The organism is Streptomyces sp. NPDC001515 (genome assembly GCF_053597115.1).
On record NZ_JBSFHN010000040.1, the window covers coordinates 46,862 to 71,693 of the forward strand.

At 70.2% G+C, this 24,832-nt stretch carries 30 protein-coding genes; 17 read left to right on the forward strand and 13 right to left on the reverse strand.

What is annotated here, in order from left to right:
* Positions 1 to 255 precede the first annotated feature (255 nt).
* The 10 genes from ACWCXC_RS32150 to ACWCXC_RS32195 form a co-directional block, all read right to left on the reverse strand.
* The gene (locus tag ACWCXC_RS32150) at positions 256 to 843 is read right to left on the reverse strand and encodes a hypothetical protein (RefSeq protein ID WP_450891332.1); all 588 of its coding nucleotides are present in this window, start codon (positions 841 to 843) and stop codon (positions 256 to 258) included.
* A 23-nt stretch (positions 844 to 866) separates the two neighbouring features.
* On the reverse strand, positions 867 to 1,451 hold the full coding sequence (locus ACWCXC_RS32155) for a hypothetical protein (RefSeq protein WP_450891333.1): 585 nt from the start codon (positions 1,449 to 1,451) through the stop codon (positions 867 to 869).
* A 27-nt stretch (positions 1,452 to 1,478) separates the two neighbouring features.
* Positions 1,479 to 2,045, reverse strand: a complete 567-nt coding sequence (locus ACWCXC_RS32160; protein WP_450891334.1) for a hypothetical protein — start codon at positions 2,043 to 2,045, stop codon at positions 1,479 to 1,481.
* Between the two features lie 28 nt (positions 2,046 to 2,073).
* Positions 2,074 to 3,588, reverse strand: coding sequence for an ATP-binding protein (locus tag ACWCXC_RS32165; RefSeq protein ID WP_450891335.1), 1,515 nt, complete (start codon positions 3,586 to 3,588; stop codon positions 2,074 to 2,076).
* Positions 3,589 to 3,616: 28 nt separating this feature from the next.
* Positions 3,617 to 4,078, reverse strand: a complete 462-nt coding sequence (locus ACWCXC_RS32170) for a DUF6238 family protein (RefSeq protein ID WP_383651119.1) — start codon at positions 4,076 to 4,078, stop codon at positions 3,617 to 3,619.
* Between the two features lie 58 nt (positions 4,079 to 4,136).
* Positions 4,137 to 5,609, reverse strand: a complete 1,473-nt coding sequence (locus ACWCXC_RS32175; protein WP_383651154.1) for an SCO6880 family protein — start codon at positions 5,607 to 5,609, stop codon at positions 4,137 to 4,139.
* A gap of 75 nt (positions 5,610 to 5,684) precedes the next feature.
* Entirely contained in the window at positions 5,685 to 7,058 is a 1,374-nt protein-coding gene (locus ACWCXC_RS32180) for an SCO6881 family protein (protein WP_450891336.1), read from the reverse strand.
* Positions 7,059 to 7,096: 38 nt separating this feature from the next.
* Positions 7,097 to 7,783 (reverse strand): hypothetical protein, encoded by a 687-nt coding sequence (locus tag ACWCXC_RS32185; protein ID WP_383651117.1) that lies wholly within the window; start codon positions 7,781 to 7,783, stop codon positions 7,097 to 7,099.
* Positions 7,783 to 8,097, reverse strand: a complete 315-nt coding sequence (locus ACWCXC_RS32190; RefSeq protein WP_383651116.1) for a DUF6112 family protein — start codon at positions 8,095 to 8,097, stop codon at positions 7,783 to 7,785. The genes ACWCXC_RS32185 and ACWCXC_RS32190 overlap by 1 nt, the downstream gene beginning before the upstream one ends.
* Before the next feature lie 138 nt (positions 8,098 to 8,235).
* Positions 8,236 to 9,351 (reverse strand): C40 family peptidase, encoded by a 1,116-nt coding sequence (locus ACWCXC_RS32195; RefSeq protein WP_450891337.1) that lies wholly within the window; start codon positions 9,349 to 9,351, stop codon positions 8,236 to 8,238.
* 501 nt (positions 9,352 to 9,852) lie between these two features.
* On the opposite strand from ACWCXC_RS32195, the gene ACWCXC_RS32200 reads away from it, so the two are divergent.
* The 17 genes from ACWCXC_RS32200 (at position 9,853) to ACWCXC_RS32280 (ending at position 22,656) form a co-directional block, all read left to right on the forward strand.
* The gene (locus ACWCXC_RS32200; RefSeq protein ID WP_450891338.1) at positions 9,853 to 10,608 is read left to right on the forward strand and encodes a DNA-methyltransferase; all 756 of its coding nucleotides are present in this window, start codon (positions 9,853 to 9,855) and stop codon (positions 10,606 to 10,608) included.
* A gap of 238 nt (positions 10,609 to 10,846) precedes the next feature.
* On the forward strand, positions 10,847 to 11,377 hold the full coding sequence (locus tag ACWCXC_RS32205) for a DUF4913 domain-containing protein (protein ID WP_450891354.1): 531 nt from the start codon (positions 10,847 to 10,849) through the stop codon (positions 11,375 to 11,377).
* A complete protein-coding gene (locus ACWCXC_RS32210; protein WP_383651113.1) occupies positions 11,374 to 11,850 on the forward strand; it encodes a hypothetical protein in 477 nt (158 codons plus the stop codon). Before ACWCXC_RS32205 ends, ACWCXC_RS32210 begins: the two co-directional genes overlap by 4 nt.
* A 14-nt stretch (positions 11,851 to 11,864) precedes the next feature.
* Positions 11,865 to 12,437: a hypothetical protein gene (locus ACWCXC_RS32215; protein ID WP_450891339.1), complete on the forward strand. Its 573-nt coding sequence runs from the start codon at positions 11,865 to 11,867 to the stop codon at positions 12,435 to 12,437.
* Between the two features lie 143 nt (positions 12,438 to 12,580).
* Positions 12,581 to 13,309, forward strand: a complete 729-nt coding sequence (locus tag ACWCXC_RS32220; RefSeq protein ID WP_450891340.1) for a hypothetical protein — start codon at positions 12,581 to 12,583, stop codon at positions 13,307 to 13,309.
* Positions 13,310 to 13,449: 140 nt separating this feature from the next.
* Entirely contained in the window at positions 13,450 to 13,926 is a 477-nt protein-coding gene (locus tag ACWCXC_RS32225) for a hypothetical protein (RefSeq protein WP_383651110.1), read from the forward strand.
* Positions 13,923 to 14,366, forward strand: a complete 444-nt coding sequence (locus tag ACWCXC_RS32230; RefSeq protein WP_450891341.1) for a hypothetical protein — start codon at positions 13,923 to 13,925, stop codon at positions 14,364 to 14,366. The genes ACWCXC_RS32225 and ACWCXC_RS32230 overlap by 4 nt, the downstream gene beginning before the upstream one ends.
* A 10-nt stretch (positions 14,367 to 14,376) precedes the next feature.
* Positions 14,377 to 14,787, forward strand: a complete 411-nt coding sequence (locus ACWCXC_RS32235) for a hypothetical protein (RefSeq protein ID WP_450891342.1) — start codon at positions 14,377 to 14,379, stop codon at positions 14,785 to 14,787.
* 41 nt (positions 14,788 to 14,828) lie between these two features.
* A complete protein-coding gene (locus tag ACWCXC_RS32240) occupies positions 14,829 to 15,644 on the forward strand; it encodes a winged helix-turn-helix transcriptional regulator (protein ID WP_450891343.1) in 816 nt (271 codons plus the stop codon).
* On the forward strand, positions 15,641 to 16,123 hold the full coding sequence (locus tag ACWCXC_RS32245; protein WP_450891344.1) for a regulator: 483 nt from the start codon (positions 15,641 to 15,643) through the stop codon (positions 16,121 to 16,123). Before ACWCXC_RS32240 ends, ACWCXC_RS32245 begins: the two co-directional genes overlap by 4 nt.
* Entirely contained in the window at positions 16,120 to 17,358 is a 1,239-nt protein-coding gene (locus ACWCXC_RS32250; RefSeq protein WP_450891345.1) for an MFS transporter, read from the forward strand. Before ACWCXC_RS32245 ends, ACWCXC_RS32250 begins: the two co-directional genes overlap by 4 nt.
* Positions 17,359 to 17,571: 213 nt before the next feature.
* Complete coding sequence (locus tag ACWCXC_RS32255; RefSeq protein WP_450891346.1) at positions 17,572 to 18,003, forward strand: VUT family protein; 432 nt, start codon at positions 17,572 to 17,574, stop codon at positions 18,001 to 18,003.
* Complete coding sequence (locus ACWCXC_RS32260; protein ID WP_450891355.1) at positions 18,000 to 18,872, forward strand: deazapurine DNA modification protein DpdA family protein; 873 nt, start codon at positions 18,000 to 18,002, stop codon at positions 18,870 to 18,872. Before ACWCXC_RS32255 ends, ACWCXC_RS32260 begins: the two co-directional genes overlap by 4 nt.
* Before the next feature lie 32 nt (positions 18,873 to 18,904).
* Positions 18,905 to 20,116 carry an ATP-grasp domain-containing protein gene (locus ACWCXC_RS32265; protein WP_450891347.1) on the forward strand — a complete coding sequence of 404 codons (1,212 nt, stop codon included), beginning with the start codon at positions 18,905 to 18,907 and terminating at the stop codon, positions 20,114 to 20,116.
* Positions 20,116 to 20,985, forward strand: a complete 870-nt coding sequence (locus tag ACWCXC_RS32270) for a DUF317 domain-containing protein (protein ID WP_450891348.1) — start codon at positions 20,116 to 20,118, stop codon at positions 20,983 to 20,985. Before ACWCXC_RS32265 ends, ACWCXC_RS32270 begins: the two co-directional genes overlap by 1 nt.
* A gap of 24 nt (positions 20,986 to 21,009) precedes the next feature.
* Complete coding sequence (locus ACWCXC_RS32275) at positions 21,010 to 21,492, forward strand: hypothetical protein (protein WP_383651100.1); 483 nt, start codon at positions 21,010 to 21,012, stop codon at positions 21,490 to 21,492.
* A 159-nt stretch (positions 21,493 to 21,651) separates the two neighbouring features.
* Positions 21,652 to 22,656, forward strand: a complete 1,005-nt coding sequence (locus tag ACWCXC_RS32280) for a SpaA isopeptide-forming pilin-related protein (RefSeq protein WP_450891349.1) — start codon at positions 21,652 to 21,654, stop codon at positions 22,654 to 22,656.
* Between the two features lie 239 nt (positions 22,657 to 22,895).
* Here the strand turns inward: ACWCXC_RS32280 and ACWCXC_RS32285 are convergent, their stop codons facing one another.
* The 3 genes from ACWCXC_RS32285 to ACWCXC_RS32295 are packed head-to-tail and all read right to left on the reverse strand — an operon-like array spanning position 22,896 to position 24,546.
* Complete coding sequence (locus ACWCXC_RS32285) at positions 22,896 to 23,207, reverse strand: DUF6233 domain-containing protein (RefSeq protein ID WP_450891350.1); 312 nt, start codon at positions 23,205 to 23,207, stop codon at positions 22,896 to 22,898.
* 2 nt (positions 23,208 to 23,209) lie between these two features.
* Positions 23,210 to 23,545 (reverse strand): hypothetical protein, encoded by a 336-nt coding sequence (locus ACWCXC_RS32290; RefSeq protein ID WP_383644617.1) that lies wholly within the window; start codon positions 23,543 to 23,545, stop codon positions 23,210 to 23,212.
* A 50-nt stretch (positions 23,546 to 23,595) separates the two neighbouring features.
* A complete protein-coding gene (locus tag ACWCXC_RS32295; RefSeq protein WP_450891351.1) occupies positions 23,596 to 24,546 on the reverse strand; it encodes an ATP-dependent DNA ligase in 951 nt (316 codons plus the stop codon).
* Between the last annotated feature and the right edge of the window lie 286 nt (positions 24,547 to 24,832).

Consider the following 24,832-nt stretch of genomic DNA (forward strand, 5'->3'; position numbering starts at 1 on the left):
ACGGCCTGTCGGGTCCGGCGGGGACCGTCGCGTTCGGGCTCGCTCAGCCGGTAGAGGCCGGGCTCGCCGGGAACCGGGTGAAATGCTTCGCGTGTCAGGTACCAGTGAGCCACGGTCGTGGGCATCGAGGCCGAGGCCGAAGCGACGAATCCGTGCTCCGTGTGGTCTCCGAAGGAGAAGTGGGGACTTGGGGGCAAGAAGGCGGGGTCTCCTGTGCTGTCGAAGGGGGACTGCGCGTTGGTGTGACCGGGCGGACTAGCGGTGTGGGACGGTTCGCGCCGGAGCCGGACTCCGCGGGACGGCTGTCGGGGCGTGTGGGGCCGGGGCGGTTCGCGGCGCACGGACAGGTGCTGCGGCAAGTGAGGACCAGGCCGCAGGGTCGTCGCTGAATGCGGAGCGAGGGTCGGTGGACCAGCGGACCATGGGGCCGAGGTCCTCGTTCATGAGAGAGATCACCTCGATACCCGACCCGTGCAGCACATACCCCCACTGCATGTCCTGGTCCTCGACGGTTGCGTCGGTGACGGACATGCGTTCCGGCGGAGAGCCGTCGGGCGTGACCAGGTGGTCAAGGGTGCGGCTGGGCCACCGCTCGTCGCCGACCAGCGAGGACACGAGAGCGGGTGGGGCGCCGTCCAGGAGATCGGTGCCGAGTTCGTCCCACCCGACCGTCACGTCGTCGACGAGGTGGCGGGTCATGGCCTCAACGGATCGTGCCCAGCGGTACTGGTAGGCGGTCAGGAGTAGCGGGAGGTGGTGGCTGGGCTGGCCGTCGAGCTGGACTTGAATGCCGCTGTAGCCAGTGCCGTTGACGGGGCGTGCGATGAAGGAGCGTGTGGACAAGGGCGGTTCTCCGTGTGGATGGGTCAGCGTGTCGGCCAGGGCTGGACTGTCGCCGCCATGCGTGGGGGAGGGGACGGCTGAGTGCGGCCCACGGCGACGGGGGCAGCGCGAGGAGGGGTGGTGATGTGCTGATCGCGCGCCGATGCCGGCGGTCTCCGGGGCGGGCCGTCCGGCAGCAGCCCGAGGTCCTCCAGGCGCTGGTCGATGGCCTGGATGAGGGGTACTGCGGCGCCGCCGTTCCGGGCTTCCGGGCGTGGGGGGACACCGGGGTCGCAGCCGGGAGTTGAGTCGTAGACGACTTCGAGCACGGTCGGATCGTCAGGGGATTCCCGCGTCACGATCCAGCCTTCCGGGTCGCCGGCCGGGCGGGCGGCGGACGACTCGTACGGGGGCGCGATGATCAGGTAACTGTCGTCGGGCAGCGCGACATAGACGACGTGGGAGTTGAGGCCGAACTCGATGTCGCATTCGAGCCCGCGCGTCCGCAGCGGCGTGGTGATGTGGGCATGGCGGCGCCACAACTCCTGCCACCCTGGATCAGTGGTGTATCGGTGGCTGGGAAGCGGGGCGGGTTCGGGGGCGGTAGCGGAAATGAAGTAGTGCTCCATCCGTGGGAACAGTGCAGAGGGTCGCGCTCAGTGCGGCCTTGGCGTGGATGCGTTGTGCCCGGCCGGGGTCGGCGGCGGGCCTGGAGGTACCGGCCCGGGGCCTGCTCGACGTGCGGGTTGTGCGGTGCGGTTTCCGAGGGCTGTGACACGCTGGTAGGCGTGGATGGCCTCCTTGAGGTGCTCCACGGCGTCGGCTCGGCGGGCAGCGAGGATGTCGATCAGCAGGCCCCGGGACTGCAGAACCCCCAGCGAGTTGATCGGCGACTTTCCAGTGGAGACTCGGTCGAGCATGGAAGCCACGCCCTGGGCGGCGTCGGTGAACTGCGCATGCACATAGTCGAGATGACTGGCAGCCCGGATCACGAGCCAGGCGACGATGTCCTCGGCGGAGTCCGCCGTGTGGGGCCTGGTCGGGCGCGGGGGCAATGCGCCGAGGGCCTCGACCACCATCTGTTTGCCGGTGGTGAGCTGCGAAGAAGGGGTGCCGGTTCGTACACCGGCGGATGTGGTCGAAGAGGGCGGTGTGGCGCCGTCCCGGGTGACGGGACGTGGAGACGAGGCCTCCGCCGGGGCAGGCTCTGGAGCGGTGGTCACGCGGATTCCGTTCGGTGGATCGATGCTCTCAGCGCATGCGGACGTCTGTGTCGAAGAGGTTGAACTCAAGGCTGTGCAGCAGGTGTTGGACGACGAAGGATCGGCCGGCTACCTTCCACAGCCCGCGGCCTCGGATGAGGTGCTGGATGGCGCCTGTCTCGACGGAAGTGAGGCCGAGGAGGGAGGCTGCGGCGTGGAGCTGGTCGGTCTCCTGGCGGTAGATGATGCGAGTGCTGCAGTCGGCGAGAAGGCCCTCGGCCAGGGCGCGGCCTTGTGAGCCCGCGTCGCCGGCGGTGAGCAGGTCGCTGAGCCGGTGGATGATCATCAAGTTGGCGATGCCGAGACCGCGGCTGAGTTTCCACTGGGCCTGCATGCGCTGGAGCAGCCCGATGTGAGCCATCAGGCGCCATGCTTCGTCGTAGACGATCCAGCGTCGGCCTCCGTTCGGGTCGGAGAGCGCGGATTCCATCCAGGCGCTGGCGCAGGTCATGGCGAGGACGAGTGCGGTGTCGTCGCCCGAACCGCCGAGGCGGGACAGGTCGATGGTGAGCATCGGCGCGGTCGGGTCGAAGGCGACGGTGGAGGGTGCGTCGAACATGCCTGCCAGGTCTCCGTGGACCAGCCGGCGCATGGCGTGAGCGAGGTCGCGGGCGGCATCTCCGAGCTGGCCGAGCATCACGCCTGCGGCGTCGTCGAGTGCCAAGGGGTTGTTGAGGGCCGCGGCGATGTCGCCGAGGAGCGGGGTGCGGTGGGCATCGGCTGCGTGGGCGACGACGGTGTCGAGCGCGATGTCCAGAGCGGTGTGCTCCATGGGCCTCAGGTCCCTGCCCAGGACGGTGCGGGCCAGGGAGCCGAGAAGGAGAAGCCGGCGCTTGCGGATCTCGCCGCCCCAGTTGGCCTCGGACACGGACGCGGGGCGCGGGGCCGCGTCCAGAGGGTTCAGACGTCCTGACAGTCCGGGACCGAGGGCGACGGACCGTCCGCCGAGGGCTTCCGCGACCGGTGTCCATTCGCCCTTGGGGTCGCACGGCACGTAGACGCGGTATCCGAAGGCGACCGAACGCAGGGCGAAGGATTTGGCGAGGGCACTCTTGCCCTGGCCGATCACGCCGGCGAGCAGGATATTGGGGTTCGTGAACCCTTCGATCTTCCCGTACAGCGCGAACGGGTCGAACACGAAAGCCGCTTCGGCGTGGACGTCGCGGCCGATGTAGATGCCCTCGGCGCCGAGGCCGCCTTCGGCGAGGAAGGGGTAGGCACCGGCGGCCACGGCGGTGGTCATGCGGTGGGCGGGGAGCTTCAGCCGGCTTCCGCGAGCGGACGCGGGCCCGCTCCGTCCGCCGGGCGGATGAAGTGCGGCAGGCATCTGGGTTTCGGCGTCTATGCTGCCGCGTCCGTGAGCGACGGCTTCGGAGCGGGCCTTCGCGATGGCCTCGGCGAGCTGACGGCGGGCGGCCCTGCGGCTGGCGCGGTCGGTGGTGTGAGGGGTGAACAGCGCGGTCGCGGACGCGCGGCGGCCTCGGCGGGCGGACCGGTGGCTCATCGGCGGCCCTCGATTCGGCGGGTACTGCTCACCGCACACAGACCGTGGTGTATGGGTGGAGGTCGGTGGGCGTGGTTCTGCGGCGGACGACGTGGCCGGCGGCGAGGTGCCGTTGGCAGATCGTCAGCACGGGCGGGCCTTCCGGAAGCTGATCGGGACTGCAGGAGCGTGCCTGGCCGTCGGCCGGCCGCGTACCAGGCAGCAGGTGAAAGGCGGCGTGGACGTCGCTGGCGGCCTGCCAGAGCCTGGTGTGGGCGGATTCGAGACTGCGTCCGGCCGCCGGGTGCGGGGGCCGGGTCGTCTGGGCGAGCCGGTCCAGAATCGGCAGCAGGGCGGTGAGATGCGCGTGCAGCACGTCCAGGTGCGGACGATCCGCGGGCCTGGAGGGGACGATGCCCGAGGGAGCGATGGCCTGTGCGTGATGGCGGATCCCGGCGCTCGCGGCGCGGAGGTAGGGGTGCGCGTCGTCTAGGCGCGTAGGAGAGGTCAACGGTGGTCCTTCCGTCGCGGGTGAACTGGAGTGGTGGCCAGGACCGACTGGTTCCGGTTCACAGGGCGGTGCGGGCGAGAGGGAGGGCGGTCAGGGTGAACGCTTCCGGCTGCTGGTAGTTGAGCCGTCGCAGGTCGATTCCTGGGGTCACTGCGTGCGTTTCGATCTGTGCGCAGGCGGCGTCCAGGAGCGCGTCGGTTTCGGCGGTCACGGTGATCAGGCCGGTCAACGCGACGTCGGCGTGTCCCGCGATGAGCTGCCGTTCGCGGGTCTTGACGTCGGCGTACTCGACTGAGTCCTCCTCGGAGTCCACCTGTCCTCGGCGGGCACGCTCATTGGCGTCCGAGATGATGGCCGCCTTGCGGCGCTGGACGTCGCGCAGCGCCGATTCGAGACCCTGCGGCACGTAGATGAGGGAGAGGCTGCGACGCACCCCGGCGGTGAACATCAGCCCGTGCAGGAAACCGGCCCCTACGTCGGTCCGCGGCCAGTTCTCCACCCAGTACGTCGCGTGCCGCGCGCTGTCGGTGGCGAGGCGGTCGTACTCCTCGACCTGGACGACGGGGCCGGCGGCGGCGGGATCGGCTTCGGCGCGGCCGGTCTCGGACCAGTGCTGGAGGGCCGCGAGCGCCTTCGGGTCGTAGGCGGTGCGGATGACTGCGGCGATCTCCCGCGCGTTCAGCCAGCCGGTGACCTGGAGCCCCGCGGTGCGGGCGGCCTGGGCGATGGAGGAGGTGGTCTGTTCCATGACGGTGAACGCGCCGGGCAGTCCGCTGCCGGCCTGCGAGATCAGGCGACGGGCGGCCTTGAGGTCGAGCGAGATGGCGAGGTATGTCTCGTGCGGTGCCGCGGTGGGGCCGGCCGAGGCGACCAGCTCGGAATAGATCTGTCCGGCGACCGGGGCGTCGGGGTGACCGTGCTGGGCCCAGTGCCGGGCGAGGGTGTCGCCGGTGTCGGGGACGGTGCGCTCCAGTACCTGCACGCTGGAAACGTGACCGGTGCGGGCGATGCTGGCGAGGGCCCGTCCCCAACTGCCCACGTTGTGGTTCTGGGTGGCGGGGTCGAGAAGGGCGAAGGCCCGGGAGGTGACGCGGGCGACGGCCGTCAGAGTCTGCCGGTGAGGGTCGTGGACGGCCGCGGCGCCGTTGGCCGAGTCGCCGGGGGTGACGACCTTGAGGGAGGCGGCGCTGCCCGGCAGGTGGAGGACGCCGTCCTGACGCGGTCGGGTGACGGGCCGGGCGAGCCAGAGGGTCTGTCCGGTGCGGCGGCGGTACGCATACCGGATGACGGCCGGCGCCCAGTCGATCAGTGAGCGGCCGTTACGGCGGATCGCGACGAGCGCACCGGACCCGGCCCATAGCGGCGCCAGGGCGATGGCACCGAGCAGTCCGGTGGAGACGACGGTGACCAGCAGCAGCGCCAGTGTCGCGGCGACGAGTGCTAGTTGGGGCAGGGTAAGTCCGAGAAGGATGCCGCGACGGGACCGGTGCGGGAACTTCACCGTGACCGGGGCAACGGATACGTCAGTTATGGGCTGGTCCTGGGAGTGCGGGTGGAAGCCGGGGGCGGGAGGGGCGTGTCCCGCCCCCGGCAGTCGGTCAGGGGATCAGAGGCCGGCCGCAGGCGGCGGCGATCCGCCCGCACTGCTGGACGGGGTGTGCTGCGTACCGGAGGGCGGGGGAGCGCCCTGCGGCGGCGGAGTGGTGGTCGGCGGGGTGGACTGCCACCCGCCGCCGTGCCCCGGCCCGGTACTCACTCCGGAGCCGCCGGGGGCGGGGCTGCCTCCCATCTGACGGCTGGTGTCTGCGGTCACGCTCGTCGGCGCGGGCTGAACGGCCCTCTCCAGACCCGACTTGACCGCGGCGCCGCCGGACGAAGGACCCGTGCCGCCGCTCTGCGGCCCCTGCTTGCCTTCGCCGGGCGCGCCGCTCGGGTTGGCGGCGATGTCGCCGGGGAAGCCGCCACTGCCGTCGGGGCCCTGAGGTGCTGCGCCCGCTCCGGCGGTGGTGCCGCCGGTTGCGGCGCTGGTGGCGGCTGCGGCGGCCTTGCGCGCGGCCTTCTCAGCGTGCGCCTTGGCGATCTGCGCACCGGCGCCACCGGCGCGGTGGATCGTCTCTCCGTCGCTGCCTTCAGCGGCCCAGTGCACGAACTTGAAGACGGCGTACGGACACAGCAGCACCAGGACCATGATCACGATGCCGGACATGACGTCCGCGAGTGCGGAGATGCCGTCTTTTGCTTCGGTCTTGCCGAGGGCGGCGACGCCGAGGACGAAGATCACGGTCATCAGGAGTTTGGAGACCACGAGTGTTGCGGTGGCCTCGATCCAGCCGCGACGCCAGCGGCGGGCTGCTTCCCAGCCACCGCCGGCTCCGGCGAAGATCGCGAGGGTGACCATGACGAGGATTCCGACCTTGCGGACCATCATCACGCACCAGTACAGGATGGCGCCGACAGCCGCGCCGAGTCCGGCGACGACCGGGACGAGCCAGCCCATTCCAGTCAGGGCGGCGATCCCGTTGACCATCACCATGCGCCGCACCGCGGACTCGATACTCAGATGTGCAGATTTGAACAGGCCGTCGCTGATGGCGTCGACCACCTCGACGGCTACTGTCGTCAGGGCGATGGCGGAGAACGCGAACAGTACGCCTGAGGCGGTGCCGGTGCCCGCCTGGACGAGGGCCTGCCCGTCGCGCCGGATGGCGGCACGGATGAGCTGGGCGCAGAATGTTGCGACGAGCAGGGTCAGCCCGAGGGGCAGCAGCATCTCGTAGTTGTCGCGGAACCACGTGGCGTTCATATCGACGCGGGTGGTGGTGTTGACCGATGCGGCGGCCAGGTCGGCCGAGGCGGCGGCAAGCTCGCCCGCCGAGCGTGCCAGCCAGGCCCCGAGAGTAGCGACCGGGTTCGCGGCGAAGTGGATCGCGTCGCCCGTGTCGCACAACTTGTCGGCCACGGGGATGTCGCAGAATCCCACGAGCTACTCCTCCTTTCTGTCGGGACGGGGACGGGCGGTCACTGGTGGACGCTGGGAGCGATGGCGGCCAGCGCGCAGTCGTGGCCGGGCCGGCACTGAACGGCCAGGGTCATCGCTCGTTCCTCTGCGCCGCCTCCGCCGCCCTTCCAGCTGATCTCCTGCTTGCCGTTGACGGTGACGACGTAGACGTACGCCTCCGTGATCGCCGAAGGGTCCTCGGCGAGGACGTCCTTGAACGCGGTGGGGTAGTGGCCTTCGACGACGGTTCCCGTGGCGTGCTGGTCCTGGTCGGCCATCCGCGACCACAGCACCGGGTCGGGCATCTGCCCCGAGACCGAGGCCCAGTCGGCGTATTTGGCCTCGGTGGTCATCCACGAGCGCATGCCGCTGAGTTGCTGGTCGCGGGTGGTGTCACGGGTGTCGTAGGACCAGAGCATCTCGGCTGCCGCCCTGGCGTAGGCGACCGGTTCGGATTGCTGCGGAGGCCGGGTCACCGAACCGGATCCGGAGGACGACTTGGGAGTCGGTTCGGGGGAGGACGAGCTGTTGCTCGGGGCGGGCGGCGATGATGCCGTTCGGTGACCGTTCCCGCCTCCGCTCAGCAGGGCGACGGCTGAGGCCGCCACGAGCAGGGCGACACCGGCAGTGACCACGATCGCGATGCGACGGGTGGCCCACCGCCCCGAGCCGTACGAGGACAGTGCGAGGAAGGAGAGTCGCGGCATCAATGGACCTGGGCTCCGAGGTTGGAGAAGAAGGCGACGATTCCGTTCGCGGCGCCGAGTCCGAGGGCGGCGCCCGCGGCGACGACGGCGCCCTTCTTCCCGTTCGCTTCGGCCTGGTGGCCACCGGTGTGGTGGCCCCAGGCCCATACGCCGAGCGAGACGGCGAGGGCGCCGACGACGGCGATGATCCCGAACATGTTGATGCTGTTGACCACGTTCTTCAGCACGCTCAGGCCGGGCAGGCCACCGCCCTTGGGCGAGATTCCTGGGTCGTAGGCGAGGTGCAGGACACGGTCCGTGAGAGGGCTGGACATGAAAGTGGTGGCGCTCCTTGCATGCGCCGGACCGAGCGATGGCCGGCGGAAGGCGAAAACGGGGGGAGGGTTGCGCGAAGGGCGAGGCAATGACCGTGGGCCCCTGACCACCCGGGGTGTTGCCGGGCGGGCGTGGCGTCAGAGGACGCGACGGACGGCGAGAATCGACCAGTCCTTGATCGGAGTGATCCGAACCGGCTTCGTGGTGCGCGGTGCCTCTATGACCAGGCCCGCGCCCATGTACATGCCGACATGCTCGGGCCGTGCGGCGGTGCCGCGGGAGAAGAGCAGGTCACCGGGCTGAAGGTCCGAGGCAGAGACGGCCTTGCCTTCGCGGACCTGCGTGTACGTGGTGCGTGTGAGGGTGACGCCCGCGTGTGCGTACGCCTGGAGCATCAGGCTGGAGCAGTCGCAGCGCCCCATGGGGTCGGGGCCGTGCGCATCCGTGCAGGATCCGCCCCACTGGTAGAGCGTGCCGAGCTGCTGCATCGCCCAGGCGATGGCTTTGCGTGCCCGGGGGTCGGCGTCCTTGGGGATCACGTATCCGGCAGGGACGCTCCCCGCGGGGATGAAGCCGAAACCGGCGCCGGTCTGTCCCAGTGCGCAGCTGGCCGACGACTGCGTGCTCTGGGCCGTGTGCTTGTCGGCGGCGTCACCGGGGAACGTTTTGGCGATGGCGGACTGCAGCGCGGTGGCCAGCGGCTCCCACCGCGCGTATGCGTTGGGGAAGCCGGACTTCTGCACGGCCTGGGCGGCTTGGGTGATGGTCATCTGCTGCCACCCGTCGACCTTGAGCAGGTGCGTGTAGAACTGCTCGCTCGCGTGGATGGGGTCGCGGATCTGTTCGGCGGTGCCCCATCCCTGGGACGGGCGCTGTTGGAAGAGGCCGAGGGAGTCGCGGTCGCCGGTCGCGAGGTTGCGCAGCCGGCTTTCCTGCATCGCCGTGGCGAGCGCGATGACCTGACCCTTGGCGGGGATGTCGAGGGAGAGGCCTGCGGCCACGATCGTCTGGGCGTTGGGCACCTGCTCGTCGGGCAGGTCCAAGCCGTCCACGTGCACGTCCTTCCCGGACGCGCCGTCGAGGAGCTTGGCGACCTGATCGGCGACCTCGTCACTGTCGATGCCGTTCAGGCAGCTCGCGAACGAGCCGTTGCTCTGCATGGCGTCGGCCGAGGCGATCAGCATTATGCCGGTGCTGGCGATAAGGATCGGGGAGAGGACCACGACACCGATGCCGGCGGCGAGCGCCTTCAAACCGGGCGGACTGGTCGCCCAGCGGTTTCGGATAGGGGCGGGTTGCGCGATGTCATGAAGGGTTCCTTGGGGGTGTGGTGTCCGGTCGTGCCGCGAGCGCGAGGCAGCCGGAGGGCACGGCAGCCGGGGTGGGCGGTCACAGGCGGTCCGGCGCAGGGCGAGCTGCTGCCCGTTTTCGTGCGGCTGGGCTATGAGCCAGGTATGGCGGCCGGAACCCATATTCTCCCGTGAGGTGCGGCAAGGGGCGCCGGCACCGGAGTGCGTCCGGCCGTTGAAAAACAGTAGACGCGGATCGGCGGATGGCCAAAGAGGTGCCGGACACCGGTACCCCGCCCCCGCGTTTCTTGGCCGTCGGCGGGTTCACCCCTACAGTTTTTGAATCCCCTCGCCCTCCTCGGCCCGTGGCCCTGGGCTTCTGCATGCCCAATTCCGGCCCACGAGGACTCCTGCGCGAGGTGACAGATTCCCTCCGTGTCTCCGCACCCGAATCGGGGTTCCTCTTTGCCATTTTCCCTACACCAGGGCGATGCCCTGGCCGTTCTCTCCACCCTTCCGGACGACTGCGTCGACTCCGTCATCACCGACCCGCCGTACAACTCGGGCGGTAGGACCGCGAAGGAGCGCACCACCCGCTCCGCGAAGCAGAAGTACACCTCCGCCGACTCCAAGAGCGGCCTCGCCGACTTCACCGGCGAGAACATGGACCAGCACTCGTACGGCTACTGGCTGACGCAGATCATGACCGAGGCCCACCGCTTGACGAAGACCGGCGGAACGGCGCTGCTTTTCACCGATTGGCGTCAGCTCCCGATCACCACGGACGCGATCCAGGCCGCCGGTTGGCTGTGGCGCGGCGTGCTGGCCTGGCACAAGCCCCAGGCCAGGCCGCAGAAGGGCCGGTTCACCCAGAACTGCGAGTTCATCGTCTGGGCGTCGAAGGGGGCCATCGACGGCTCCCGGAATCCGGTCTATCTGCCGGGAATGTACTCCGCGTCGCAGCCCTCGGGTGCGAAGCGCCAGCACATCACGCAGAAGCCGGTCGAGGTGATGCGCGAGCTGGTCAAGATCAGCCCCGACGGTGGAACGGTTCTGGATTTCTGTGCCGGATCCGGCTCCACGGGCGTGGCCGCCCTTCTGGAGGGCCGGGACTTCATCGGCGTGGAAAAGACCGAGCACTACGCATCGATCGCGAGTGACCGGCTCACCGAGACGATCCGCGCAATCCTCACTCGGGATGACGTCGTTCTCACCGCCTGACCCGTTTGCTCGCCCCGCCGCCCAGCTCGGCAGTGCCCGCGCGCGCCCGTCGGAATAGAGCCGCCCGAAAGGGCGGGTAGTTCCCCGGAGGTATCGCGCGAGCCCCGTAACGTCTCAACTCTGCGTCTCGTAGGAGGCCGACCTCATCATGCCTGAATCCGAAATGCCAGCCGACCTGGAGCCGATCCGCCTCCCCGATCAGCACCTGGAGGGAATCGAGGCGAGCGTGCGGCGTCTCATGGAGCAGTCGGCGCAGCAGGCGCAGCAGATCGATCATCTCGCTGCCGCTCCGTCCCCGTTCGCCGCGTACGGCATGCCCGGATTCGGCGGCCCGTCGACGGCCGCTCCGCCGGAGCCCCGCCCGATCCTGGAACTCACCGGCGAGGAGCGCGAGGACGAACTCGACGCCCTGTCCGACTGGGTCGACGACTTCTTCCTTCCGGTCTACGGGGCAGAGGTCACCACCGCGGCACCGTGGTGCCTGCAATGGCAGGAGCACGACGACGTCGTGGCATGGCTCCACGCCCTGTGGCTCGCGTATCAGCAGCACACGGACCCCGAGGCCGGGCTGAGCGGCCTGTTCGTGTGGCACCGGGACTTCCTCACCCACGCCGTCGCCGCGATCCGCGCGCCGGGCGGCCCGCTGTCGGCCTGCATGACCTCGCCCGACCGGCCCGCACACCGCCTCCTGCCCAGTCCGCCGCCATCCGCACGCACCGAGACGGAAGTTGCGACAGAAGCCGACGACGCCGTCGAACCGCTGTCGTGACGGGACGTCCTGCCTTCGGGCTGAGCATCGACCCCCGCGCGCTCACCGACCTCCTCCAGGCCCCCGGCGACATACGCGACCTCACCCTCTCCTACCTGCAAGAAGTCGTGAACGCCGAGCGCTTCGGCCTGCGCCTGGACGGGGACCTGCAGGGGTACAGGAAGCTGTTCATCGACTCCCGCAAGGACTGGCGCCTCGTCTACGCCTTGCGCCCGGCCCCCGCGGAATCCGCCCACCGCAAGGAGATTCACGTCATCGCGATCCGGCCGCGAGCAGGCAATGACGTCTACGACGAGGTCGGCCGACGCCTGGGCATGTCCCGCCGGCCGCTGAGCGCCCGCACCCATGCGGCACGTTCGCGCTCCCCGCAGGTAGCTGCCCGCGTCCTTGCGCCCCGGCCAGGTCCGCCGCCCATCACGGTGCCTGGCCTCCCGCGAACCGCCCCCAACCCCGCTGTCAATAGGACACGTTGAACGGAGCGCCGTCCATGTCCGCACACGCGCCGGGGGCCCGGCGCGCCGTCTCCCCGCTCGACCACCGTCTCGAAGCCGCCACCGGACACGACATCGACACCCTGTGGGACTACCGGGACCGCGGGGTCCTCGATGAGCAGCACACACTGCTGGTCGACCGGCACCGGGACCTGGCCCGGACTCAGACCGGTGTCGTCTTCTACTTGCGTCTCCTCAACCGCCTGTCCAGCGGTGAGTTCGACGTCGATGGCGCCTTGTTCACGCGCATCGATCGCGCTGTGGATCAACTCGAAGAGGCTGCCGATGCTCGCGACGCCGCCGCTCGGGACGTGCTTGCCGCCCTTGAGCCGATCGAGGCGGCGGCAGCCTCCTGCGCGCCCGACACACAGCATCTGTCCACGGACGACCAAGCGGCGCTGCTCGCCATCGCGGGCGGCGCCAAGCTCTACGAGCACCTGCTGACCGGCCGGATGTCCGTCACGGCCGCCTCCGGCACCCGAATCCCCCACGCCACGCTGCGGCGGCTGGAAGACGGGGACTGGTCACCCTCGACACCAGCCACCCCGTACACGCCGGTCAGCCCGTAGCACTCACCGACGCCGGTAGAGCGGCACTGGTCGCCGCCCGGCGCACACCCACGGCACTGGAGCCGAAACTCCCCCCGCCCCAGTCCACCGGGCCGCCGTCAACACCACTTCAGCGGCGCTGATTTCCACCGAAGGGCCCTTCATTGCCACACCCCGAGCCGGCACCGGAGCGTAAGCCTGTCCCCCAGGTCGACTTCGATCTGGACGACCTCGACGCCGACGACACGTACCTCGACTTCTACCGCACGATCGGTGCCAGCGAACTCGTCCCCCTCGCAGAGCACCACGACGGGCCACACAGCTACTACGTCCTGCATGACCGCAGCGCAGTCTGGGGACACCCCGGCGCGCCCGAGGTACTCGCCGTTCATCTGCGACGAGACCACGCCGACGGGACGTTCACCTTCGATCAGGCCCCGCTACCTCTGGCCGCGATGGCGCAGTCCTGGCTCATCCACCGCGGCTGCCCACCCGAAGCCATCGCTCTCGACCCGGGGCTGGGCGCACCGCCGGCAGACGATGCCACGCGGGCGCTGGAGCAGCGGCTCATCGGCGACGGTGATCGATACGCCATGGGCTACTCCTACACCAGCGACGACCCGGACGACATGGTCATCGTGGTGGCCCTGCACGCCCTGGGCGAGGGCACGCTGTCGCCGTTTCGCGTGATGATCCAGGAGGTCAATGCCGACACCTGGACGCGCACCCTGCGTGAGGGCGGCTTCGACACAGCGGACGAGGCCCTGCAGTGGTGCACCGCTCGCATTGCCGGCGAGGCAGGCCCTCTTCCGCCGGTCCGCCCCACCACCGCCACCTTCCCGGCCGGGGTGGCGAAGGGGCCTGCCGTGCGCCAGCCCGGCCGTGCGCGGTGAGCCCTCACCCCGAGGCGGGCAGCGCAACATAGCCGACGATCGCCGGTTAGCCAAACCGGCGATTGTCCGGACTCTTATAGCCGCCGGGGCGACGCCGCGGCTCCCTTTCATTCCACGCCTGTTCAGAACAGGAGACCCCCATGCCCGAAGGCGTACCCGAAGACTCTGTCGTGGGCGTCCTCACCAGCCTTGTCGAAGCCCGCTTCGGCATGGGCTTGGAGCAGTTGAAGGCCGCGGTCACCGCCGAACCGGACGCGAATCCCGACGCCACCGCTGTCGTCAGGTGGCACAGTCTGCTCGTCGATGCCCAACTGGTGCTGGAGCGTGCCGAGAACGACCTCCTTGCCGCACTCCTGACTCAGCCGAGCGAGATCGACGACCCCGCGATGGGGCTGGCCCACCGGGTGAACGCGGCCGTGACCGCCCGCGACGGCCGGGCCATGGTCGTGCGATGGCTCGTCGATCCGGACGCGCTGGGGAAGCAGGGCCTCGCCGCAGAGCGCCTCGCCCGCCACCGGCCCCGTACCAGCCCGGCCGTACAGACCGGCACCCCCAGCCGACCTGCAGGCACTGCCGTACCGGCGACGGTGCGGCCATCAGGACGGGCCGCGCGATGAGCCGTGACAAGGCCAGCACCCTGGACTCCGACCTGGAGAACGCGTTCGGCAAGCCCGTCTCCGTGCTGTACGAGGCGTCCGTCGGCGACGATGCCCCGCCCGCTCTCGCCCGCGCCCTGGAACTGCGCTCCTTCCTGGCACTTGCGGAGGAGCAGGTCGCCCGCGTACGCGATCGGGTCCACGCCGACATGGCCCCCGACCGCGACATGAGCGAGCTGTCGGCCGACAAACTCCACTCCGACGCGCAGTGGCTGGACGCGGCGCTCGATGCCCGCGACGGGTACCGCGCTGCCCTCGGAGGGCTCCTGCGCACCATGCCGTCACCCGCCCCGACGGCCCGGCCTGTCCGTACGGCACAGCTCACGGCCACCGCACCCCCACCCCCCTCTGCCGGACCGGCATCTCAGCACGCCGGAGTGACCCGGCACCGCCGACCGTGAAAGCCACCGCTTGACCCAGATCACGTCCACCGACATAGCGACTCGGATCGAAGACCTCTACGACGTTCCGATCGGCGATCTCGCCGTCCACGCCGAGAGCCAGCCGCCCGGCATGCTCAGCGCCCTGCTCGACATGCACGCGCAGGTTCTCCGAGCTGAGCACACCGTTACTGCCCATCGTGCCCGCCTCGGTCAACTTCTCAGCCCGGAGCACATCGGCCGGCCCGAGGTGAGCCATCTGCTCGACGCCGCGCGAGGCCTCTCCGAAGCCGTCGCCCTCCGTGACGGGCTCGCCCCTCTGGTGTTCGCCGTCCTGCAGAGCCTGGGCCGCGTCCCGGCCCCCTCACCCAGCCCACCCGCGCCCGCCGCCCCCGTTCCCGCAGGGCCCGCACGGGGCGAGAGCGCGGTCCCCAGCCGCTGATCCGCCATCGGATTCGCCGTACTCACCCAGGAGTTCCTGTCTTGGTCACCACAGCTCTGCGTCCCGACATCGATACCGACATCGCCCGGGTCACCGAGACCCTCGCCATGATCACCCCGCGCTGGAACGTGCGGATCCTCCTGGCCCTGGCCAGGTCGCCGCTGCGCTACAGCGAGGTGGCTGCCAAGGTGTCCTGGCTGCAGTCCGGCCAGCTCCACCCCAAGCTCACGTCGCTGTGCCACGTTGGTCTCGTCGAACGAACCGAGCACACCGCACGGCACGTGACCTACGGCCACACCGACCGCGGCAAAGCCCTGCTGCAGGTCCTGCCCGTGATCGTCACCTGGGCCGAGGAACACCTGGAAGCGGCGGAACACCCGCTGCCGGCCATCGAGCAGATCGAGGACAGCCTCACTCTTCTCACCCGCCGACACGCCGCAGCCATCCTGTGGGTGCTCAAGTCCCGTCAGGAGGTCAGCGGCCGGGCTCTGGGCCGGATCGTGATGCCCGGCAGCGACTGGACCAGCGTGTACCCGCCGCTACGGCAACTCGTTTCGGACGGTCTGGTCGTCACCGACGGTGTGGGGCGGCCCTACAGGCTGTCCGAGGCCGGCAACGCTCTGGGCCCCGTGCTCGGCTCCCTGTCCGCCTGGTCCGCGGGACAGCCCCTCGCCCGGGCCGCCCAGCACCCCGTGTGGGGGAATCCGCAGGTGAAGCCCGCGCCAGCGCCGTGGGTCAGCAGCCGTCCGAGGCCCGCCCCCGCGGCAGCCGCGCCCGGCTGGCACAAGCGGGATCTCTTCTCGCACGCCACGCACTCTCCGAACTCAGCCGTTCCGGCGGGAGGACCGCGCCGATGAGTACCCCCTTCAGCCCGGCCGAAGTGCAGCGCGCCATCGACCTGCTCGCTTCGCGGCCCCTGGTCCGCCTGGTCACCGAGATCGACGACAACGGGGCGATACCGCCGCGACGGCTGGGCGGCACCCTTCCCGACCTGGCCCCGCACCAACTGCGCAGCGCGTCCGGAACAGCCCGCGCCCACGGCCTCATCTGGGGCTCGCCGGGCACCGGCCTGGAACTGACCCAGGCCGGCCATGAACTGGCTGACCTGTACGACGCGATGGCCACCTGGGCCCGGCGCCGGGCCGCCCCGGTCCCCGTCTGCGAGTTCAGCAGCCGCATCCGATACGTCCTTGACCGACTGGCACCCTCGCTCACCACCGAGAGCGCCGACGGAGCAGCGGATGGAGTGTCCCGTCTCCGTGCGCTCCTGATCCAGTGGCTGGCCGGAAACCCCCAGGTGCTCCGTGGGTGCGAACCGGAGCAGGCCGCCGCGTGAGTGTCGCCGTCCTGCCCCGCCACGCGCGCGACGCCCGCGCACTGGCGACCAGCGTGTACCTGCCACGCACGGCGGACGCACTCGCGCTCGCCATGTCCACCTACGGCATTCCCCTGCTCGTCCTTGCCGCAACGGGCTCCGCCGAACTGACCGGCACCGCCTTCGCGCTGGAGTGGATCCCGCGACTCGCCGCGTTCGGATGGGCCGGCTCCGTCGTCGACCGGCGCGGTGCGGCCATCGTGCTGCATCTCGCCTCGCTCGTGCGCGCGCTGGCCCTGGCCGCCGGCGCGGTCCTGCTGCACCTTCATCCCTCCGGGACCACGGCGACGGTGACCGTGATGGTGGTCGCGGCTACGACCGGTGTGTTCAGCGAGTTCGGATACATCGCCGCCGAGACCGCGGGCGCCGCAGCCAGCCGTCGAGCCGGCACCCGGGCCCACCGCGTCCAGGCCGTCCTGCTCGGCATCGACCAGACCGCGACCCTCGCAGGGCCCGCGCTCGCCGGCGTACTCCTGCTCGCCGGACCACCGACGATGCTCGCCGTGATCACGGCCCTGTCGCTGCTCGCCGCGATCCTCGCGCTGCGCACACCGCCCTCACGCGTCGCCCCGGCCCGCGCCCCGAAGAAGGGACATCTAGCCGGGCTCGGCACGGGGTGGCGCACGATCCGCGCCGTGCCCGCTCTCGGATGGCTCGTGGCCGGACTCACCCTGTCGAACCTGGCCTCCGGCGTCCTGCAGGCAGCCGGCCCGGTGATCGTCGTCCAACGCCTGGGGCAGACCACCACCGCGGTCGGCCTGCTCTGGTCCGCTGCCGCCGCGGCCACCATCATCACCGTCGCCCTCTGCCGGTTCGCGATCGACCGCGTGGGTCTGTGGCCCGTGGGCGCCGCGTGCGCGGCCATCGCCTCGCTCGCCTGCTTCGCCGCTGCCTGGGCACCCGACTACTGGACCTACCTCGTCCTGGTCGCGGCCCTCATGGCGGCAGAAGGCGGCATGTCCGTCGTGCTGCGCACTGTGCGCTCCCGCCTCATCCCAGCAGCCGGCCAGTTCGGCAGCGTGCTCAGCGTGAGCATCCTCATCCTTCTGCTGCCGTTCCCTCTCGCCGGGATCCTCACCGCACTCACCCCGCCAGGCGCGCTCGGCTACGTCATCACGGCCTGCGCCGCCCTCCAGGCCATCGGCCTGGCCTGGGCCTTCACCCAGCTGCGCACCGATCCCTCCCTGCGTACCTGACCTCGCCGATCCGCCGCCCGCCCGTGGATCCGTCACCGAACCGGAGACCTCTTCTCCTTGTCCGCCAGCACCACCAGGCCACGGCAGCCCGCGCCTCTCAAACCTCGCACCGGCCTCCCCTCCGGCTTCACCCCGGCACCCGGGCGCCTGTCCGGCCCGCTACTGACCGCCGCGTACATCAGCACGGTTCCCGCGGCGAGCCTCCTTATCACCATGTTCGGAACCGTCCCTATCGGGCCCGGCCTCACCGTCCCGGCCGGGGTCTTTCTTGCCGGCATCGCTCTCGTCCTGCGCGACCTCGTACGTGAAGCCCTCGGCCCCGCAGTCGCGCTCGCCGCAGTCCTGGCGGGCGGGGCCCTGTCCTGGTGGCTCGCCGATCCGGAACTCGCTCTCGCCTCGACGGCGGCGTTCCTGCTCTCCGAACTCCTCGACACAGCCGTCTACGAGCCTGTGCGCCACCGCGGCCTCGTCACGGCGATGGCCCTCAGCAACACCGTCGGCCTGGTCGTCGACTCGGTGCTCTTCCTCGCACTGGCGGAGGGATCCCTCACCCATCTGCCGGGGCAAGTCCTGGGCAAAGCCACCATGACCGCGGTCGCCATCGTCGCACTCGCCCTCGTCCGCCGCCCGGGGGTGACGGCATAGCAGCCACCTCCGCAACCACGCACGGCACTCGGTTCTATCTCGGCACGCACATGGTGAACTGGCTGGAGGACAGCCCGTACCCGCTGTTCATCTCCCGCAACCGGCTCCGCAATCGCAGGTCCTACCCCCGCGCCCGAAGCCCGTGGGCCTTGGACTCGGGTGGATTCAGCGAACTCCAACGACACGGCACTTGGACCACCACCGCCCGCGAGTACGCCACCGAAGTCCGCCGCTACGCCGAAGAGATCGGCCAGATGCAGTGGGCCGCCCCGCAGGACTGGATGTGCGAGCCCTGGGTGATCACCGGAACGCCCCACCTTCCATCCACCAGCCCCCGCTGGTTCCACGGCACCCGCGCCGCCCGGGGCCTGTCCGGGCACGACACGGAGGAGGACCTGGACGCGGCCATCACCGTCCACCAGCAGCGCACCGTCGCCAACTACCTGGCTCTGCGCGACATCGCCCCTGACCTGCCGTTCATCCCGGTACTGCAGGGATGGCACCTCCGGCACTACCTCACGAGCGCCCAGATGTACTCCGATGCCGGAATCGATCTCACCTCCCAACCCGTCGTCGGTCTCGGCTCGGTCTGTCGACGCCAGGCCCGCGGACAGATCGCGTCGATCGTCCGGACCCTGGCAGCCCAGGGCCTCTCCCTGCACGGCTTCGGCGTGAAAACCACCGGCCTCGCCTCGTACGCCGACGGTCTGGTCTCGGCCGACTCCATGGCCTGGTCCATGGGGGCCCGCCGCCGGCCGCCGCTGCCCGGCCATCGGCACAAGAGCTGCAGCAACTGCCGGGAATGGGCGCACCGCTGGTACTCCCGCGTGACCGCCCACCTGCCCAACCCCACTGGCATACCCACCTAGGAGCACTCATTTCCACCTCGCCCCGCCCCGTCGTGCTCGTCGTCTCCCCGGGCGATGAGATCTACCGCGGGTACTGCCTGGAGCAGGTCGCAGCCGCCTACGACGTCGTCCTGCTGACCGGCACCGCCGTCTCGTGGGAGAAGCCGTACGTCATCGACCACGCCGTCGTCGACCTGACCGACCCCGACGCGACCCTCGCCGCAGGCCAGGCACTCGCCGCCCGCCACCCGCTCAGCGGCATCGTCACCTGGGACGAATGGAACCTCGTGCCCACCGCCCGCCTCGCACACGGCCTCGGGCTGCCCTGGCCGTCCGAGGACGTGATGAACAACTGCCGCAACAAGGCCACCGCACGCGGCCTGTTCGCCCACCACCGCGTACCATCCGCCGCCGCCATGCGCGCCCGCACACTGCTGGAGGCCGGCATGGCCGCGATGACCCTGGGCTACCCCGTCGTCATCAAGCCCGCCGCGTTCGCCGGAAGCATCGGGGTGCGCCGCGTCGACCGCCCCGAAGACCTGCCCGACGCTGTGGAGTTCGCCTCAGCCGGCGCGGCCCGCAGCCGCGAGGACACCAGCATGCTCGTCGAGGAATACCTCGACGGCCCCGAAGTCTCCGTCGAATGCGTCACCCACCACGGCCACACCACCGCGGTCGCCATCACCCGCAAACACCTCGGCCCCGCCCCGTACTTCGAAGAGGTCGGCCACACCGTCGACGCCGCCGACCCCCTTCTCGACCAGGTCGCTCCCGTCGCCGCCGCCGCTGTGCGCGCCCTGGGGATCACCGACGGCATCCAGCACGTCGAGATGCGCATGGTGAACGGCACACCCCGGCTGATCGAGGTCAACGGGCGCATCGGCGGTGACATGATCGGCCACCTCGTACGCCTCGCCACCGGCATCGACCTGCCCCGCGCCGCAGCCGACATCGCCTGCGGCAGTACCCCCGACCTCACGCAGACCCGCCATGAGGCCGCCGGAATCCGCATGCTCCACCCGGACACCTCCGGAACCGTCACCGCACGGCACATCACCCAGCCCTTTGCCGCGCACACCCCCTGGCTCCGCCAGATCGAGTGGCTCTGCGAGATCGGCGACCCGCTCCGCCTGCCGCCCGAAGGCGACCTGTACACCGCCCGCGCCGGCTTCTACATCGTCACCGGCCGCACTACCGCCGAAGTCACCGAGCACCTGGACCTCGTGGCCGACGAGATCACCCTCGTCACGACGGAGGATTGCTGATGAACGCCGCCGGTGCCCAGCATGACGTGGACGGCGACGTCTACGTCTCCCCACGCCACCTCGCCTCGACCACCGGAACCGGTGGCCCGGCCCTGGCGCCACTGCTCGGTCTCGGATGGGGCTCACGCCACGACGACCTCGGCAACATGTACGTAGACGCACCCGACCAGCGCGTTCGTGTGGGCTACCTGCCCGAGGGAGACGACGACGGCCTCTGGCGAATCAACGCCTACAAGGATCCCTTCGGACCGCCCGCCTGGGGCGTCTGCTTCAACGACCGCGTCCCCACCGAGTTCGTCCACGCGTTCACCGCCGCACTCGCGACCGCGTACGAACAGGGACCGGATGCCTACCTCGCGGCACCGGTCCCACGCAGCGAGGACCGCGAACCCTTCCTCGCTGTCGTACCCCTGCTGAAGCACGGCTGGACGCTCGACCGCCGCCCTCTCGACGGCGTATTCGAGGTCGCGCCCCCGGACGGCCAAGCCGGTCTGGAGTTCACGACCGGCACCCTCGACGCGGAAGCCGAACTCACGACGCGGGACGCGCGCTGGCAGCTGTGGGCAGGCACGTCCGTTGACCGTCCTGTCTGGTACGCCACCGCCAGCACCCACACCCCCGTCGTCCTGCTCAGGGCTGTCACCGAATGCGTCGCCGACCCGGCACCGCTGGCCCGGTGGCGTAAGGACGCCCTCAGCTACATCGACGGAATGGCCACGCTCACACCGATCCTCCCGCCCAGCCCGCCGGCCCCCACACCACTCGACGTGCAACGGATCTCCGCCCGCCGGCCGACCGCACTTCCTCCGGCCAGCGTCCCGCGCTGGAGCACCGCCAGCCGACCAGCTCTCCCCGGGCCCCGCCGATAGAACCAGACCACCCCGGAGAGCCTCTTGTCCCTGCAAGCCGCCGAGTTCTTCGCCGAGCTGTGCCTCCCCTTCGACGACACCGTCGTCGGCAACACCTACTTCGCCGCCCCGCCCGGCACGTCGGTGCGGCTCCGCATCGATTTCACCAGCACGATGCACGCGGACACCTATGGCGGGCTGCGCCTGTCGATCGTCCACCCCGAACGCGGCGAGATCGACGCTGTGGCACTTAGTTTTGCGGACCACGGAACCTTCCACCGCCGCGACGAGGCCACCAACACCCGCCCGCGCACCCGGCGGTACGGCACCTTCGACACCTACCACCGCCCCGGCCGCCCACCGTGGGACGGAGCTGTCACCACCGGCCTGCGCGACGCCATCGAGAAGTACACCAACATTTGGTTCCCCGGCGCCTGGACCCCGACCCCGCACGGGCGTACGGCCAGTCCTGACCTCCGGAGCACCCCCGTCCCGCCACATGCCCGCACCGGGGCCCGCACCCGCTGAGCCTCCTCGCGGCCCTCGACCACGGCGCGCAACCGTCCCTTCGTCTACCCCCTACTTTGCCGCACGACCGAGTCATTCGACGCCTGCTCTAGGCCGCTATCCCGCAGCGGGCCGTACTCGACGCCCCCAATTCCAACTGATCAAGGAGTTCCTGTTCCCGTGCACATACGATTCGGCAGATCCGCCGCTGCCCTTGTCATCGCGGCAGCCAGCACCCTCGTTTGGGTGCCGACCGCGAACGCCGAACCCTCCGACCCGACCCCGTCGTTCACAGCCGTCGCCGAGACACCAACGCCGGACGCGGGCAGCGTCGAGATCACCACAAAGGACACGGCCGGGGGCGTCCTGTCCGGCGCATCGTTCCTGCTGCTCGACTCCGCTGGCCAGGAAGCGGCCCGTGGACAGACTGATGCCTCGGGAAAGCTGACCTTCCGCGATCTCCGTCCCGGCGTCTACCGGCTCAAGCAGACGGTCACCGGCAGCCCCCTCCACGACACCGCCGCCGACCAAGACGTCATCGTCACGCCGAGCAGCATCACCCAGGTGACCATTGACGTCCTGTTCAAGCCCGCAAAGCTCCTTCTGCAGGCCAAGGACAACAAGACCGGACGACTCCTGCCCGGCGCGACCGTGACCATCGGTACCGGCAGCCGCACGCTACTCACCTTGACGACGGGCGCTGCGGGAACCGCCTCCGGCGCTCTGCCCATGTCGACCCGAAGCGCGAAGTTCTGGGTCAGGGAGACGAGGTCCCCCGCCGGCTACGACCTCTACACGCAGACCAAGACGTTCACCGCAAGCCCCGGCTCCCCGGTCACCGTGACCGTAGCCAACGCCAAGACCGCCCCCGAGACCTCGGACAAGCCGACGGACGAGCCCACCGCCTCCAGTACCAGGAAGCCGAGCAACGGTACGGGAGCGGCAACATCCCCGGCACCGGGCAGCCCCACGCCGGATACCGGGTCCTCGGCCGCGACCGCAGCCCCGGTCCGTGACTCCCGGCCGAACACTCCGACGGGTTCCCTCGCCCATACCGGAACGACCGCCACCCCATGGCTGATCGGCGGCACAACGGCGCTGCTCGTGGTTGGCGGAGGGGCGTTCCTCGTCGCCCGCCGCATCCGAGCGGCCACCCGCGACGACGAGCTCACCGAGGAGGTCTGACCGGCCCTCCACCCCCCTACGGCTCAATGCCCCCTGGATTCCGACTGGAATCCAGGGGGCATTTTCGCGATTCGGGGTGAACCGGGCGACGGGCGAGCGGGTCGCGCCGCTGTGGCTCCCGCTCGTGCGCGACGACCCGATGGGTCTGGTGCGCGCAGGTGCTCCGCATCCCCGGTATCACGGGGATCGACGCCCTTCCGCGGTCCGCCTGGAGAGGGCGGGGCGGTGGTGTCAAACCTTCAGGTGAGCCCAGTTTCCGGCCGGCACACATTGCATGCCTCGATGTCCGGCTCGGTCATGGCGATCAGCGCCTCCTCGCGGTCGATCAGTCCGTGTTCCCCGGCCGACAGTGTGCACCCGCCCCGGTGCAGCATCGCCGGACGCCCGGCTCTCGGCGGTTGGATCTTCCAGGACCTCTCCGCGCGGGCACGCTCCCGCCGATGCCGTTCCTGCTCTTCCTGGGTCTTCAGCTCCCGGATCCGGATCTCCGTCTGCCGCAGCTGCCACCGCAGCCACTCGGCCAAGATCTGGTTCTTCTCCAGGTCGGACACGACTACGCCTCGGGCTGTTCGTGGGCGTGCTTCAGCGCCATACGAGCCGACACGACATCGCCACGGTCGAGAGTCGCCCAGTAAGGGTGTGTCGCTACGGCCTCGGACAGCCGCAGCAACTCGGCCCGGAACTGGTCGACCGTGGCACGCTGCTCGTCCGTGTACCCGGGGCTGTCCGGTTTCCCTGACCGGAACGACGAGTAGGGCTGCTTCTCCGTCTCCCATCCAGGCATGGGGTCCGCCGACCACGGCAGCGTTGTCGCGTACTCGTCGAAGTCAGCATGGGTGCGGTGAAGGGCAACCTGCGCTGCGCGCAGGTCTTCAGGATAATCGTGCACCCTTCGATGCTATGTCTGTTCGATTTCGGGAAGCGAATCGGCGCGCTGGATCATTCGAGGGCGAGGTCGGTGCGGAGTCGGCCCCAGGAAGCGTGGCGCAGGTATCCGGAGCGCGTGCGAGTGGCGTACCGGATCTCGGCGACGAGGCGGGGCAGGACCCACCGGGCACCGCTCACCCTGGGGGCGGGGGTGAACGGGCAGGCGGGCCAGGCGGCCACGGCAAGCAGGGCAGCGAGCTGTCGGCGTTCGTGGTTGCTCCAGCCAGTGCCCACCGAACCGATGTAGCGCAGCTGCCCGTCGTGGCGTTCGCCGAGGAGGACGGCCCCGGGCAGTCCCGCGAGCCGACCGTTGCCGGGCACCCAGCCGCCGACGACGGCGTCGATGCTCTCCACGTTTTTGATCTTGATCCAGTCCGGTGAGCGTGTCCCGGGCAGGTAGGGCGAGGTGAGCCTCTTGGCGACGATCCCTTCCAGCCCGGCCGCCTTGGTGGCGTCCAGCGCGGCGGCGGCGTGGTCGCGAACGGCCGCGGGGGTCGACCAAGCCGGGCCGTGCAGCGCCAGCCCGGTCAGGACCTGGCGGCGTTCCGTCCACGGCTTGCCGGTGAGGTCCCGATCGTCGAGAAACAGGACGTCGAACAAGATCAAGTGCGCGGGAACCTGCAGCGCGAGGCGAGCGGCACGGGCAGGGTTGTGGGCGAGGCCCATGCGGGGCTGGAGGCGCGCGAAGTCAGGGCGGCCAGCGGCATCGGGCGCGATAATCTCTCCGTCCAGCACTGCCGACCGGCCGCCGAGGGCTTCCGGCAGGTTGTGCAGCTCCGGGTAGGCGGCGGTGATCGTCTCCCCGCCGCGGGAGCGGATCCTGATGGTCCCGTCGCCCGGCAGGCTGATGATCGCTCGCTGGCCGTCCTGCTTGGTTTCCACCGCCCATTGCCCGTCACCACCTGGCAGCGGCAGGCTCCCGGCGGTGGCCAGCATGGGCGCGAAGTCGGGCAGCGGGTCCATGCACAAGATGTGGCCGTACCCACGTGCGGAAACACTCGGGCTCGTTGACTTTCCCCCGGACGGTCCTGCGATTCCGGCCATTGCTCGTGGCGGCGGGGCAGCCTCCCGGGGCCTCCTGCTCGGCGGCCACGGAGCGCTACGGCGTACGAGCAGGCGTGGAGGAGGACGCGGCTCCTTAGACGCTGTTGTCTTTCCGAGTCTGACGACTGTGTTTTCGCTGGTCAGGGGTGGGGGTGGCATCGGTGTGGGAGTGATGGGGTGTCGTTTCGTCGCTCTTGTGGAGGTC